We start from the raw sequence: 13826 nt of genomic DNA, 5'->3' as shown, positions 1-13826 counted from the left end.
GACCGGTCGCCCGTGAGTGGGCCGCTCAGACCTCGGCGCTCCGGGTCGCAGCCGCGACCCGTGCGCGGGCATCGTCGACGTCCTGCGCCATCCGTGCCGTGAGGGCGTCGAGCGTGTCGAACTTCTCCTGGCCGCGGATGTAGTCCAGGAAGTCGACGCCGACGTGCATGCCGTACAGGTCGAGGTCCACGCGGTCGATGGCGTAGGCCTCGACGGTGCGTTCCGTGCCCTCGAACTGGGGGTTCGTGCCCACGGAGATCGCCGCCGGCATCGCCTCACCCTCGACTGTCAGCCAGCCCGCGTACACCCCGTCGGCCGGTACGGCGGTGTGCGGCAGGGTGTCCAGGTTCGCCGTCGGGTAGCCCAGGTCCCGGCCGCGCTGTGCCCCGCGGACGACGATCCCCTCGACGCGGTGCGGGCGGCCCAGCACCTCGGCCGCCGCACGCACCTCGCCCTCGGCGACCAGCCGGCGCGCCATCGTCGAGGAGAACGCCTCTCCGCTGACGGCGCGCTCGAAGAGATCCACGACGATCACGTCGTAGTCGTAGGTCTCCCCCAGCTCGGCGAGCGACTCGACGGTGCCGGCGGCCTTGTGACCGAAGCGGAAGTTGGGCCCCTCCACGACGCTGCGGGCGTGCAGCTTGTCGACGAGCACCTTCACCACGAAGTCGGCGGGCGAGAGCTGGGAGAACTCGGAGGTGAACGGCAGCACCAGGACCGCGTCCACGCCCAGCTCGCCCATGAGTTCGGCGCGGCGGTGGTGCGGGGCGAGGAGCGGGGGATGGCTGCCCGGCCTGACCACCTCGCTGGGGTGCGGGTCGAAGGTGACGACGACGGCGGGCACGCCCAGCTCCCTGGCACGTTCCACCGCCCTGCCGATGATGAGCTGGTGCCCCCGGTGCACCCCGTCGTACGAGCCGATGGTGACGACGCTGCGCCCCCAGCCCTCGGGGATGTCCTCCAAGCCACGCCAGCGCTGCACGTCTGCTCCTCGTCGCTACCTAGTTCGTCAGTGGTCGTCAGCGGCCGTCACCGGTCGTCGGTGTCCGAGCCGGTGGTGATGGCGATGGTTCCCGCCGGTCCAAGGGTGCCATGCCCCGTGGCCGCGCCCGGCACGGACCCACCTGCGGCCCGGTCGGCGGCCCCGCGGCTTCGCCGGGTTCTCCGCGTCCTCTCCCCCGACACGCCAGACGGCCCCGGCACACCCGACGGCCTGCGACACGCCCGAGCGCGGCCGTCCCTCACACGAAGACGGCCAGGCTCTTGGCCCGCCCGTCCCGCTGCTCCACGAGAGCGACGAACCGGTCCCCGGGAGCGAACACCGCGACCGTCCCGTCGTCGAACCCGTCGGCAGGCATGCGCAGTTGGACACCGTTGCCGATGCGGCGCGCCTGGTCCTCGTCGACGTCCCAGCGCCGGAACGCCGCAGCGGCGGCCTCCCCCAACGGCAGGACGGGCAACGGCTCCTCGGCGTCGACCCGCTCCTGCAACTGCGCGAGCGTGTGGGCGCCGTCCAGTCCGTAGGGCCCGACCCGGGTACGGCGCAGCGCCGTCAGGTGGCCGCCCGTACCGAGCGCGGCACCCAGGTCGCGGGCGAGCGCGCGCACGTAGGTGCCGGACGAGCAGACCACCGAGACGAGCACATCGGTGACCGGGGTGCCGTCCTCGGCGCTCTCCTCACGCACGTCGTGCACCACGAAGGCGGAGACGGTGACCGGGCGTGCCGCCAGCTCGACCTCCTCGCCCTCGCGCACCCGTGCGTAGGCGCGCTTGCCGTCGACCTTCACCGCACTGACCGCCGAGGGCACCTGGGCGATCTGTCCGGTCAGCGCAGCGACAGCCGCGTCCAGCCGGTCCCTGGCCACGTCCTTGGCGCCCGCAGCGCCGACCATCTCCCCCTCGGCGTCCTCGGTCACCGTCTCCTGGCCGAGCCGGACGGTCGCCACATACTCCTTCTCGGTGAGGGCGAGGTGGCCCAGCAGGCGGGTGGCGCGTTCGGTGCCGATGACGAGGACACCCGTGGCCATCGGGTCCAGGGTGCCCGCGTGACCGACGCGCCGGGTGCGGGCCATGCCGCGGAGCTTGGCCACCACGTCGTGGGAGGTGAACCCGGCGGGCTTGTCGACGATGATCAGCCCGCCTGGGCCGTTGTCTCTCTTGCGTGCCACGTCTCAGGCGCTCTCGTCGGCGCCGCCGCGGCCCTGGGCACCGTCGCTGTCCTCGCCGTCGTCGGGCTCCTCGGACTCGTCGAGGGCGGACTCGCCCGGCTTGCGGTACGGGTCCGCCTCGCCGGCGTAGGCGGCGCCCGAGGACACCTTGCGGACCTCCTCGTCGGCGGCGCGGGCCCGGGCGAGCGCCTCGTCGATCGTCTTGGCGTTCTCCGGGAGGGCGTCCGCCACGAACGTCAGACTCGGCGTGTGCTTGATGCCCGCGGCCCTGCCGACCGCGGTACGCAGCACGCCCTTGGCGCTCTCCAGTCCGGCCGCGGCCGCCTTGCGGTCCTCGTCGTCACCGTAGACGGTGTAGAAGACCGTCGCTTCCCTCAGGTCGCCGGTGACCCGGGTGTCCGTGACGGTCACATGTGTGCCGACCCGCGGGTCCTTGATCCCCCGGTGCAGCTTCTCCGCGACCACCTCACGGATGAGGTCCGCCAGCCTCTTGGCCCGTGCGTTGTCGGCCACTGGTCCGTCTCCTTGCTCACGCGCGCGCGTGGTCGTCGCCTCACGCGCTCAGTCATCGTCTTCGCCGTGCAACCGCCGTCGGACGGACAGCAGCTCCACCTCCGGGCGTGCCGCGACCAGCCGCTCGCAGCGGTCGAGCACGTCACCGAGGTGCCCCGCGTCTCCGGAGACCGCCGCGAGGCCGATACGGGCCCTGCGGTAGAGGTCCTGCTCGCCCGTCTCCGCCACGCTGACCGCGTACTTGCGCTGCAGCTCGGCGACGACGGGGCGGACGACGGAGCGCTTCTCCTTGAGCGACCGCACGTCGCCGAGAAGCAGATCGAAGGACAGCGTCCCTACGTACATACAGTGCGGGTCAAGCCACCCGTGGGGCACTTGGGGGGCCGTCCGGCGGAAGCCGGCGGCCTGCGCATCACAGGCACCGTACACGCAACGGCCGGGGCCGATCGACGGAAATACTTCCCGCCGGTCGGCCCCGGTACGTGGTGCGGTCAGACGCGGGGCTTCTCCCGCATCTCGTAGGTGGCGATGGTGTCGTCCACCTTGATGTCGTTGAAGTTTCCGAGGTTGATACCGCCCTCGAAGCCTTCGCGGATCTCGGTGACGTCGTCCTTGAAGCGACGCAGGCCCTCGATGTTGAGGTTCTCCGCCACGACCTTGCCGTCGCGCACAACGCGGGCCTTGGTGTTCCTGCGCACCTCGCCGGACCGGATGAGGACACCGGCGATGTTGCCGAGCTTGGAGGAGCGGAAGATCTCGCGGATCTCGGCCGTACCCAGCTCGACCTCTTCGTACTCCGGCTTGAGCATGCCCTTGAGGGCCGCCTCGATCTCCTCGATCACCTGGTAGATGACCGAGTAGTAACGGACGTCCACACCCTCGCGCTCGGCCATCTGCGTCGCACGCCCCTCGGCGCGGACGTTGAAGCCGATGACGATGGCGTCGGAGCCGGTCGCCAGGTCGATGTCGGTCTCGGTGACCGCACCCACCCCGCGGTGCAGGATGCGCAGGTCGACCTCTTCGCCGACGTCGAGCTGGAGCAGCGAGGACTCCAGGGCCTCGACCGAACCGGACGCGTCGCCCTTGATGATGAGGTTGAGCTGCTGCACCTCGCCCGCCTTGAGCACCTTGTCCAGGTCCTCCAGGGAGACGCGGCGGGTCCGCTTGGCGAAGGCCGCGTTGCGCTCGCGCGCCGCGCGCTTCTCGGCGATCTGCCGTGCCGTACGGTCCTCGTCGACCACCAGGAAGTTGTCGCCGGCGCCCGGGACGTTGGTCAGGCCCAGCACCAGGACGGGGGTCGAGGGACCCGCTTCCTTGATGTTCTCGCCCTTGTCGTCGAGCATCGCGCGGACCCGGCCGTAGGCGTCGCCCACAACCATGGTCTCGCCGACCCTGAGCGTGCCGCGCTGGACCAGCACGGTGGCCACGGCGCCGCGGCCGCGGTCGAGGTGGGCCTCGATCGCGATGCCCTGGGCGTCCTGGTCCGGGTTGGCCCGCAGGTCGAGCGCCGCGTCCGCGGTCAGGACCACGGCCTCCAGCAGCTCCTCGATGTTCAGACCCTCGCGTGCGGAGATGTCGACGAACATCGTGTCGCCGCCGTACTCCTCGGCAACCAGCCCGTACTCGGTGAGCTGGCCGCGGACCTTGGTCGGGTCGGCACCCTCGACGTCGATCTTGTTGACCGCGACGACGATCGGCACGTCGGCCGCCTTGGCGTGGTTGAGCGCCTCGACGGTCTGCGGCATCACGCCGTCGTTGGCCGCGACCACGAGGATCGCGATGTCGGTCGACTTGGCACCGCGGGCACGCATGGCGGTGAACGCCTCGTGACCCGGGGTGTCGATGAAGGTGATCCGGCGCTCCTCGCCGTTCAGCTCCGTCGCCGCCTGGTAGGCACCGATGTGCTGGGTGATGCCGCCGGCCTCGCCCGCGATGACGTTCGTCTTGCGGATCGCGTCCAGCAGGCGCGTCTTACCGTGGTCGACGTGACCCATGACGGTCACCACCGGCGGACGCGGCATCAGAGCCTGCTCGCCGCCCTCGTCCTCGCCGAACTCGATGTCGAAGGACTCGAGCAGCTCGCGGTCCTCCTCCTCCGGGCTGACGATCTGGACGACGTAGTTCATCTCCTCGCCGAGGAGATTCAGCGTCTCGTCGGAGACGGACTGGGTCGCGGTGACCATCTCGCCCAGGTTGAACATCACCTGCACGAGCGACGCCGGGTTGGCGTTGATCTTCTCCGCGAAGTCCGTGAGCGAGGCACCACGCGACAGCCGGACGGTCTCGCCCTTGCCGCGCGGCAGCATCACACCGCCGACGGACGGCGCCTGCATCTGCTCGTACTCCTGGCGCCGCTGCCGCTTCGACTTACGGCCACGACGCGCCGGACCGCCGGGACGGCCGAACGCGCCCTGCGTGCCACCACGGCCACCGGGACCACCCGGACGACCGCCGAACCCGGGACGGCCACCGCCGCCCGGACGCCCGGCGAAACCGCCGCCGCCACCGGGACGACCGCCGCCGCCTCCACCGGGACGACCGGCGAATCCGGGACGACCGCCGCCGCCACCGCCCGGACGGCCACCGCCGCCGGGGCCGCCACGGCCCGGACCCGGACGCGGACCCGCGGCAGGACGCTGCGGCATCATGCCGGGGTTCGGCCGGTTACCGCCCGGCCGGGGGCCGCCGCCCTGCGGGGCCTGCGGACGGGGCATGTTGCCCGGCGAGGGGCGCGGCCCACCCGGGGCCTGCGGACGCGGACCGCCCTGGGCGCCGCCGCCGGGACCCGGCTTGGGCGCACCCGGCTTCGGGGGCTGACCCGGCTTGGGAGCGCCACCCGGACGGGGCGCCTGCGGGCGCGCCATACCGGTGGAGCCACCGGAGGTGAAGGGGTTGTTGCCCGGGCGCGGACCCGCCGGACGGCCGCCCGGCTTCGGGGCCTGGCCCGGCTTGGCGCCCTGGCCGCCCTGCGGCCTTCCCTGGCTGCCCGGCTTCGGCGCCTGACCCGGCTTGGGGCCCTGGCCACCGGGGCGCGGGGCGCCCGGCTTCGGACCGGCCTGGGCCGGCGGCGCCTGGAAGTCCGGCTTGGCCGGCGCGGCAGGCTGCGGACCCGGCTTGGGGCCCTGGCCGCCGGGGCGCGGGGCGCCCGGCTTCGGGCCGGCCTGGGCCGGCTTCGGTGCCTCTGCGGCACCGGACTCGCCCTGGGCGTCGCCCGGGGCAGGGGTGACCGGACCGCCCTCGGAACCCGGCTTCGGGCTGGGCTTGGGGGCGCCCGGCTTGGGCGCGCTCGCACCCGGCTTGGGCGCGGCGGGCTTCGCCGTGTTCTTGGGCGCTGCGGGCTTGGCGGCGGACTTCTTCGCGCCACCACTGCCCGCGTCGAACGCGTCAGTCAGTTTACGGACAACCGGCGCCTCGATCGTCGAGGACGCCGAACGGACGAATTCACCGAGCTCCTGGAGCTTGGCCATGACGACCTTGCTCTCGACTCCGAGCTCCTTGGCGAGTTCGTATACCCGGACCTTAGCCACTTCGCTCCTTACGGCCCGGGGGAGATCGTCCGCCGGACCTTCGCTACTGATGCATGGGCGTACTCATCGCGTACTCATCGAGTGCTCATCGCAATCTCGACCTACTTCCCACTCGCGAGGTACCTCTCCCGTACGGGGGTTCCGTACGGGCTTCTGTTCACGGTGCTTGCTGTGCGTTCCGCTCCACGTGCTCACGCAGTCGTGCGAGGTCGAACGGACCCGGACCCCGGAAGGCCCGGTTGAACGCCCGGCGGCGGACGGCCTGCTCAAGACAGGAGGGAACGGGGTGCAGATACGCACCCCGACCGGGCAGTTTACCGCGAAGATCGGGGATCACGCTGCCCCCGGTCAGCACCACTCGCAGCAGTGCGCCCTTGTCGGTGCGCTCCCGGCAGCCCACACAGGTCCGCTGAGGGCACACCCGACCGCGCGTCCGGCCAGACACTGAAGAAGTCTACCTCCCCGCAGCCCGTCACCCCCTGGGGGGTGAGGACGTTGTTACTCATTCGCCACCGGTGAGCAAGCGACCGGCTGCGCTCCGTGACCGGCCTCAGTCCTCGTCGGCCGCCCGGCCGGCGCCCTGGCCCTCGCCCGGACCGCCCGCGTCGGCCGTGTCGGGCCGGATGTCGATGCGCCAGCCGGTGAGGCGGGCGGCGAGCCGGGCGTTCTGCCCTTCCTTGCCGATGGCCAGGGAAAGCTGGTAATCGGGGACGGTGACCCGCGCGGAACGGGCGGCGAGGTCGATGATCTCCACCTTGCTGACCCGCGCCGGGGAGAGGGCATTGGCCACCAGTTCGGCCGGCTCCTCGGACCAGTCGACGATGTCGATCTTCTCGCCGTGCAGCTCCGCCATCACGTTCCGTACTCGGCCGCCCATCGGCCCGATGCACGCGCCCTTGGCGTTGAGACCCGACCGCGTGGACCTCACGGCGATCTTGGTGCGGTGCCCGGCCTCCCGGGCGATGGCCGAGATCTCCACGGAGCCGTCCGCGATTTCCGGGACCTCCAGCTCGAAAAGCTTCTTCACGAGGTTGGGGTGGGTTCGCGAAAGCGTCACCGACGGGCCACGCACCCCCTTGGCCACCCGGACCACATAGGTGCGCAGCCGGGTGCCGTGCGCGTAGTCCTCCCCCGGCACCTGCTCCTGGGGCGGCAGGATCGCCTCCAGCTTGCCGATGTCCACCAGCACGCTCTTGGGGTCCTTGCCCTGCTGGACGACGCCCGCGACGACATCGCCCTCGCGGCCCGCGTACTCGCCGAAGGTGACCTCCTCCTCGGCGTCCCGCAGCCGTTGCAGGATGACCTGCTTGGCGGTCGTGGCGGCGATCCGGCCGAATCCGGTGGGGGTGTCGTCGAACTCCCGCGGCTCGGCGCCCTCTTCGAGCTCGTCGGAGCTCTCCTTGGCCCAGACCGTGACGTGCCCGGACTTCTGGTTCAGCTCGACGCGGGCGTCACGCCGGCTGCCTTCGGTGCGGTGGTACGCGATGAGGAGGGCCGACTCGATCGCCTCCACCAGCAGATCGAGGGAGATCTCCTTCTCCCTGACCAGCCCACGCAGGGCACTCATGTCGATGTCCACGGCTACGCCTCCTCCTCTTTCTCGTTGTCCTCGGCGGCCTCGGCGGCCTCGGCGGCCTCGGCGCCGTCAGCCGCGGACGTGGCCCGCGCTGCGCCGGCGGCGTCCGCGGCCTTGCGGTTGAACTCGATCTCGACCCGCGCCTTGGCGATCTCGCCGAACGCCAGGCGACGGGTGGTGGGCTTGCGCCCCTTGACGCCGGGCACCTCCAGATCGATGCCCTCGTCGTCGACCCCGGTGATCCGAGCGGTCAGCTCGCCGCCGCCGGCCTCCGGGGTGAGTTGCGCCTTGACGAGCCGTCCGACGGCGCGGCGGTAGTGCCGCTGCCCGGTCAGCGGGCGGTCGGCCCCCGGCGAGGTGACCTCCAGCACGTACGGGGCGCCGCCCATCGCGTCGCTCTCGTCGAGCAGTTCGGAGAAGGCGCGGCTCAGCTCGGCGCAGGTGTCCAGCTGCACCCCGTCGTCAGCATCCACGACGACGCGCAGCACGCGCCGCTTTCCGGCCGGGGTCACAGCGATCTCTTCGAGATCCAACCCCCTCTTGCTGACGAGCGGTTCCAGCAGTCCGCGCAGCCTCTCGCTCTGGGTGGTGCTCATCCGGGTGACTCCTCGGCCGCGTGTGCTGTTGTAGGGGGGCCTCGTGACGGGGCGCGTATCGCCGCCCAAGCCTATCGTCTGTGCCGGGCCACGCGGACCCGGTTGCCGGACCGACGACGGTACGGCACCACACGCCTCGGCCGCACCGGGCGCGAGGGTGCACCCGTGCACGGAGCCGGCGCCGCTGACAAGGGGCGGGCTCTGCGTGCGGCGTCCGGGTGCGGGCCCGGCCGGCGGGGGTGGCCAGCGGGAGAGCCGGGAAGGACCCCGGGTACCCTCGCGGGGCGGCGCACGCTCTCGCGGAGGTGGGCGCGGGTCGGATGAGGGGTCGGTGCGCGTCCGGTCCGCCGGTCGAGCCCGCGGGCAGTCCGGCAGCCCACCGGAGTGCTCGTGCGCCGGTCCGCCCTCGGCACCGGAGCTGCCGTCCGCCCGTCCGCCCCGCCCACTCGACGCCCATTCGACCGTCCGCGCCGGCCCGTCCTCGTTCCCCCGCGGCCGAGTCACCGACCCTCCGTCCTCGTCCAGGGAGTGCACATGTCGCTCACGCCGTCACCGGCAGCGCCCCGGCCGCGCCGCAGGTCGCTGCTGACCGGCGCGCTCGGTGCCACCTCGGTGTCGCTCGCCCTCCCACTCGTCGGGGGCTGCACGGACGCGGCGGACGGCAGCACCGACGCGGAGGACGCCGGCAGCTCCCGCCGGCTGCGCGAGAGCGCCGCCCGGGACAGCGAGCACCTGCTCGCCCGGTACGAGGGCACCGCGCGGGTGCACCCGGCGACGGCCGGGCGGCTGCGTCCACTCCGTGACGAGGTCGCCCGCCACGTTCGTGTACTGCGCGGCAGCGAGTCCGGTTCCCCCTCCCCCGCACCGTCCGGCTCCCGTTCCACACGGTCTCCGTCCGCCTCTCCGTCCTCGTCGCAGGGGCCCCGCGGCCGGCAGTCGGACGGCCCGACGGACCGCAGCCCGACGGCAAAGCCACCCAGCCCGGACACCGCGTCCGTGCCCAAGGACAAGAAGGCGGCACTCACCGCGCTGGCGGATGCCGAGCACAAGCTCGCGGCCGCCCGGACCAAGGCGCTGGCCGGGTCGCCGCCCGAGTTGGCCCGGCTGCTGGCCTCCCTGGCCGCCTGCGGATCGGCGCACGGATACCTCCTCGACCACGGGCGGGACGAGAGCGGCAGCGACGCGGACAAGGGCATCGAGGGCGGCAAGGCCGACAACGCCGACAACTCCGGCAAGGGGGCCACCGAATGATGAAGGAACTGACGGGCTTTCAGGCCGCACTGCGTGCCGAGCACGCCGCCGTCTACGGCTACGGGGTGGTCGGCGGACGCATCGACGAGGACCGCAAGGCCGAGGTACGCGAGTGCTACGACGCGCACCGCTCGCGCCGGGACGCACTGCGCCGCACCATCCACTCCCTGGGCGGCGATCCGGAACCGGCCGAACCGGCCTACACGCTGCCGTTCGCGGTGCCCGACAGCGACGCCGCCGTCCGCCTCGCCGCCCAACTGGAGGACCGCCTCGCGGGGGTGTACGCGGACCTCGTCCGGGCAAGTGAAGGAGCACGGCGGCGTGCGGCCGCCGACGCGCTGCGCGAGGCCGCGGTCCGGTCGGTGCGCTGGAAGGGCAGTGGCGTGGCCTTTCCCGGCCTCGCCGAGCTGGGCGCCGGGGAAGCACCGGCCGCCCCTTCCGACGAACCGGGCGGCTCCCACGCTCCCGGTGCACTGTGACCGCCGCGCCCACCTGCCGCGGAAAGCTGACAGCCCCGGGGCGGACAGGGCGAAGCTGACGACGCCCCGAGCTGACGATGCCCAGAGCTACGACGCGAAGAGCTGACGAAAGGTCCGCCCCGGATGGCACCCGTGCTGCCCCTCGACCCCCCACAGCGGCTCACGCGCGCCCTGGCCTCGCTGCCGGACCCGGACGCGGCCGCGGCCGCGCGGGCCTGGCTGGGAGAGCTGCCCGCGCTCCTGGAGCGCAAGCTGGAGCAGTGGGAGCTGGTGCCCGAGCGGGTGGTGACGCCCGGTGGGCGCAGCAGCCTCCTGGTCCTGGTCCAGCAGGGCGACGGCAGCCCGGCCGCGCTGAAACTCCTCGCCCCCGAGGGCGTGAGCGCGACCGCGCCGGTACGCGCCGCACGTGAGGAGGAGACGCTGCGCGCCTGGCACGGGCTGGGCGCCGTGCGCGTGCTGCGGGCCGCGCCCGAGGACGGCGCGCTGCTCCTGGAACGCCTGCGGTGCGAGGTGTCGCTGCGGTCCCTGCCGGAGGCCAAGGCCACGCTGGAGGCCGTCTCCGTGGTGCGGCGCCTGTGGGTGCCCCCGCCCACGGGACACAGCCTGGAGACGGTGGCAGAGCACACCGCGGCCGAGGCGGCCATGATGCGCGCCCATGTACCGCCGGACGCCGAACCGCTGGTCGCCGAGGCCCTGGAAGCCCGCGAGGCGATGCTGGCCGAGCCGACTCCGCAGTCCGAGGGGGTGCTGGTGCACGGCGACTTCCGGCAGGGTGCCGTGCTGGCCACCCCGGCCGCCGAGGAACGGTCCCGCTGGCTGACCGTGGGACCCGACCCGCTGGTCGGGGAGCCCGCCTACGACCTGGCGCGACTGGTACGGGACCGGCTGCACGACCTGATGGCCTCCACCGGTTCCGCGGCCGCCACCCGGCGCCGCGTCAACAAACTCGCCGACTCCTTGGACGCTCCGCGTGAGCGCGTCCGCGAATGGGCCCTCTACCGGGCCGTCGAGTCCGCCTGCCGCCACCACGCGTCCGGCAAGCGCCCGGACGCGGAGATGCTGCTGGAGTTCGCCACCTGGCTGTAGGAGAGCCACGCGGTCCTGCGGGGCCGCATGGGTGCTTGGGGCGGCACGGGACTGGACGGTTCAGCGGGACCGCGTGGTCGAGCCGGGTCGCCTGACCGTGCGGGCGGTCCGCCGGTGACGGCTCCGGCCGGGACGCGGTGACGCGCAGGCCCCGGCCGGGCGCGGCCACCGGCGAAGGGCTCAGTTGCCGGCGAGACGGGTGACCGCCTCGCCGATGGGCAGTTCCTCGCGCTCGCCCGTGCGGCGGTCCTTGAGCTCGACCAGACCGTCCTTGATGCCCCGGCCGACGACCAGGATCGTCGGCACGCCGATCAGCTCGGCGTCGGTGAACTTCACGCCCGGGGAGACGCCGGCCCGGTCGTCCACCAGAACCCGCACGCCCGCCTCGCCGAGCCGCTCGGCGATCTCCAGGGCGGCCTCGGTCTGCTGCGCCTTGCCGGCGGCGACGACGTGCACGTCGGCCGGGGCGATCTCGCGGGGCCAGCACAGGCCCTGGTCGTCGGCGCTCTGCTCGGCCAGCGCGGCGACGGCGCGGGAGACGCCGATGCCGTAGGAGCCCATGGTGACGCGGACCGGCTTGCCGTCCTGCCCGAGGACGTCCAGCTCGAAGGCGTCGGCGTACTTGCGGCCGAGCTGGAAGATGTGGCCGATCTCGATGGCACGGTCCAGCTCGATGCCCGAACCGCACCGGGGGCAGGGGTCGCCGGGCTCGACCACGGCCACGTCCAGGTACTGGTCGACCTCGAAATCACGGCCGCAGACGACGTTGCGGGCGTGCTTGCCCTCCTCGTTGGCGCCGGTGATCCAGGAGGTGCCCTGGGCGACGCGCGGGTCGGCCAGGTAGCGGAAGGCCTTGCCCGCCATGCCGCCCTGCGGACCGATGTAGCCGCGCACCAGGTCGTCGCGGCCCTCGAAGTCCTCGGCGGTGACCACCTCGACCGTGGCGGGCGCCAGGTGCTCGGCGAGCTTGCCCATGTCGACCTCACGGTCGCCCGGGACGCCGACGGCGGTGATCTCGCCGTCGACCTTGACCAGCAGATTCTTCAGCGTGGCGGAGGCGGGCACGCCCAGGTGCGCGGCCAGGGTCTCGATGGTGGGCGTGTCCGGGGTGTCCAGCTTCTCGACGGGGTCGTGCCCCTCGACGGGGGCCGGCTGGACCGACACGGAGACGGCCTCGGTGTTGGCCGCGTAGCCGCACTGCGGGCACTGGACGTAGGTGTCCTCGCCGGCCGCCGCGGGAGCGAGGAACTCCTCGGAGGCGGAACCGCCCATGGCACCGGAGACCGCCGAGACGATGCGGTAGTCCAGGCCCAGCCGCTCGAAGATACGGGTGTAGGCGCCGCGGTGCGCCGCGTAGGACTCGGCCAGCGCCTCGTCGGACACGTCGAAGGAGTAGGAGTCCTTCATCGTGAACTCGCGGCCGCGCAGGATGCCGGAGCGGGGGCGGGCCTCGTCGCGGTACTTGGTCTGGATCTGGTAGATCGTGACGGGCAGGTCCTTGTACGAGGTGCACTGGTCCTTGACGACCTGCGTGAAGATCTCCTCGTGGGTGGGACCGAGCAGGTAGTCGCCGCCCTTGCGGTCCTTGAGGCGGAAGAGCAGATCGCCGTACTCCTCGTAGCGCCCCGAGACCTCGTAGGGCTCCTTGGGCAGCAGCGCCGGCAGCAGGACCTCCTGGCCGCCGATGGCGTCCATCTCCTCGCGCACCACGCGGGTGACGTTCTCCAGCACCTGCTTGCCCAGCGGCAGCCACGTCCAGATGCCGGCGGCGGTACGGCGGACGTATCCGGCGCGGACCAGCAGCTTGTGGCTGAGCGTCTCGGCGTCGGCCGGGTCGTCACGCAGCGTCTTCAGCATGGACCGGGACAAACGCTGGACACGGGCTGCCATGGGGACTCCTGCTCGGGGCGGTACTCGCGAATCGACGGAACTCGTCGGTGCGGAGCCTATCCGGCCGGACCGACAGCACGGAAACTCAGGCCGACAGCGCGGAACCCGGCCGTGACCGCCGCAACAGGGGCCCGAAGCCGGGCCTCGCCGGATCTCACGCCCTGCGCAGCGGCAGCGGCGCCCCCATCACGGCGTACGGCTGCGGCGCCGAGGGGAACTGCACACGCCGTGCCAGGTCGCGGTAGCCGAGCCGGTGGTAGAGCGCGCGGGCCGGGGTCTCCAGGTCCAGTGCGGAGAGCACGGAGCGGGGCTCCGCGGCTCCGTCGGTGAGCCGGACGATCAGTTCCCGGCCGATCCCCCGGTGCTGGAACGCGGGGTGCACGTGCAGCTCGGTGATGACGAAGGCGTCCCGCAGCCACCCTTCGTTGCCCTCCTGGCGCAGATACGGCTGCACCACGGTGGACCACCAGTGCGTAGGCTCGTTGGGCATCCCGTAGACGAACCCGACGAGACGGCCCTCCCGCGTGGTCGCGCCCAGCGCCCGCGCACCCGGGGAGGACATGTGGCGCAGCACGATGTGGCGGCGTACGTCCACCTCCTCGTCGGTGAGCCCGAAGGCGACGGCCTGGACGGCGAGCGCGTCGTCCACGCGGGAGGTCAAATCGAGCGGACCGGTGACCACGTCCCGTGGGTCCGGGGACTGGGGCCCGGCTGTGTGCGGCATGGCGGGGAGGCTACTT

General features: G+C 72.7%; 13 protein-coding genes. 3 read left to right on the top strand and 10 right to left on the bottom strand.

From position 1 onward, the window contains the following. Positions 1–25 precede the first annotated feature (25 nt). From H297_RS0124855 to rimP, 8 genes are all read right to left on the bottom strand, one after another. Positions 26–982, bottom strand: coding sequence for a bifunctional riboflavin kinase/FAD synthetase (locus tag H297_RS0124855; protein WP_027739278.1), 957 nt, complete (start codon positions 980–982; stop codon positions 26–28). 259 nt (positions 983–1241) lie between these two features. After that, the gene (gene truB, locus H297_RS0124850) at positions 1242–2168 is read right to left on the bottom strand and encodes a tRNA pseudouridine(55) synthase TruB (RefSeq protein WP_027739277.1); all 927 of its coding nucleotides are present in this window, start codon (positions 2166–2168) and stop codon (positions 1242–1244) included. A 3-nt stretch (positions 2169–2171) separates the two neighbouring features. Further along, positions 2172–2681 carry a 30S ribosome-binding factor RbfA gene (gene rbfA / locus H297_RS0124845; protein WP_027739276.1) on the bottom strand — a complete coding sequence of 170 codons (510 nt, stop codon included), beginning with the start codon at positions 2679–2681 and terminating at the stop codon, positions 2172–2174. A 48-nt stretch (positions 2682–2729) separates the two neighbouring features. Continuing rightward, positions 2730–3026, bottom strand: a complete 297-nt coding sequence (locus H297_RS0124840) for a DUF503 domain-containing protein (RefSeq protein WP_027739275.1) — start codon at positions 3024–3026, stop codon at positions 2730–2732. A 146-nt stretch (positions 3027–3172) separates the two neighbouring features. Beyond that, entirely contained in the window at positions 3173–6208 is a 3036-nt protein-coding gene (infB, locus tag H297_RS0124835; protein ID WP_027739274.1) for a translation initiation factor IF-2, read from the bottom strand. A 157-nt stretch (positions 6209–6365) separates the two neighbouring features. Beyond that, a complete protein-coding gene (locus H297_RS42065; protein ID WP_078514566.1) occupies positions 6366–6653 on the bottom strand; it encodes a YlxR family protein in 288 nt (95 codons plus the stop codon). Between the two features lie 105 nt (positions 6654–6758). After that, positions 6759–7787: a transcription termination factor NusA gene (gene nusA, locus H297_RS0124830; protein WP_027739273.1), complete on the bottom strand. Its 1029-nt coding sequence runs from the start codon at positions 7785–7787 to the stop codon at positions 6759–6761. A 2-nt stretch (positions 7788–7789) separates the two neighbouring features. Then, positions 7790–8380: a ribosome maturation factor RimP gene (gene rimP / locus H297_RS0124825; protein WP_027739272.1), complete on the bottom strand. Its 591-nt coding sequence runs from the start codon at positions 8378–8380 to the stop codon at positions 7790–7792. Positions 8381–8914: 534 nt separating this feature from the next. On the opposite strand from rimP, the gene H297_RS0124820 reads away from it, so the two are divergent. The 3 genes from H297_RS0124820 to H297_RS0124810 all read left to right on the top strand — a co-directional run bounded on the left by H297_RS0124820 (position 8915) and on the right by H297_RS0124810 (position 11196). Then, positions 8915–9631, top strand: coding sequence for a hypothetical protein (locus H297_RS0124820; RefSeq protein WP_027739271.1), 717 nt, complete (start codon positions 8915–8917; stop codon positions 9629–9631). Beyond that, positions 9631–10110, top strand: coding sequence for a ferritin-like domain-containing protein (locus H297_RS0124815; RefSeq protein ID WP_027739270.1), 480 nt, complete (start codon positions 9631–9633; stop codon positions 10108–10110). The genes H297_RS0124820 and H297_RS0124815 overlap by 1 nt, the downstream gene beginning before the upstream one ends. Before the next feature lie 123 nt (positions 10111–10233). Further along, complete coding sequence (locus H297_RS0124810; protein WP_027739269.1) at positions 10234–11196, top strand: aminoglycoside phosphotransferase family protein; 963 nt, start codon at positions 10234–10236, stop codon at positions 11194–11196. Positions 11197–11376: 180 nt separating this feature from the next. On the opposite strand, the gene H297_RS0124805 is transcribed toward H297_RS0124810, so the two are convergent. Beyond that, on the bottom strand, positions 11377–13086 hold the full coding sequence (locus tag H297_RS0124805) for a proline--tRNA ligase (RefSeq protein ID WP_027739268.1): 1710 nt from the start codon (positions 13084–13086) through the stop codon (positions 11377–11379). A gap of 154 nt (positions 13087–13240) precedes the next feature. After that, positions 13241–13810, bottom strand: coding sequence for a GNAT family N-acetyltransferase (locus tag H297_RS0124800; protein WP_027739267.1), 570 nt, complete (start codon positions 13808–13810; stop codon positions 13241–13243). Positions 13811–13826: the final 16 nt, after the last annotated feature.

The sequence above is a fragment of the Streptomyces sp. CNT360 genome, from assembly GCF_000424785.1.
The sequence above is the reverse complement of the archived record's forward strand: the minus strand, read 5'-3'. Positions and strand labels throughout refer to the sequence as shown.

What these genes read in the sequence shown, in the direction of transcription:
- H297_RS0124840 (WP_027739275.1), bottom strand. Translation starts at nt 3,026, where the DNA reads ATGTACGTAGGGACGCTGTCCTTCGATCTGCTTCTCGGCGACGTGCGG.
- rimP (WP_027739272.1), bottom strand. Translation starts at nt 8,380, where the DNA reads ATGAGCACCACCCAGAGCGAGAGGCTGCGCGGACTGCTGGAACCGCTC.
- H297_RS0124820 (WP_027739271.1), top strand. Translation starts at nt 8,915, where the DNA reads ATGTCGCTCACGCCGTCACCGGCAGCGCCCCGGCCGCGCCGCAGGTCG.
- H297_RS0124815 (WP_027739270.1), top strand. Translation starts at nt 9,631, where the DNA reads ATGAAGGAACTGACGGGCTTTCAGGCCGCACTGCGTGCCGAGCACGCC.
- H297_RS0124810 (WP_027739269.1), top strand. Translation starts at nt 10,234, where the DNA reads ATGGCACCCGTGCTGCCCCTCGACCCCCCACAGCGGCTCACGCGCGCC.
- H297_RS0124805 (WP_027739268.1), bottom strand. Translation starts at nt 13,086, where the DNA reads ATGGCAGCCCGTGTCCAGCGTTTGTCCCGGTCCATGCTGAAGACGCTG.
- H297_RS0124800 (WP_027739267.1), bottom strand. Translation starts at nt 13,810, where the DNA reads ATGCCGCACACAGCCGGGCCCCAGTCCCCGGACCCACGGGACGTGGTC.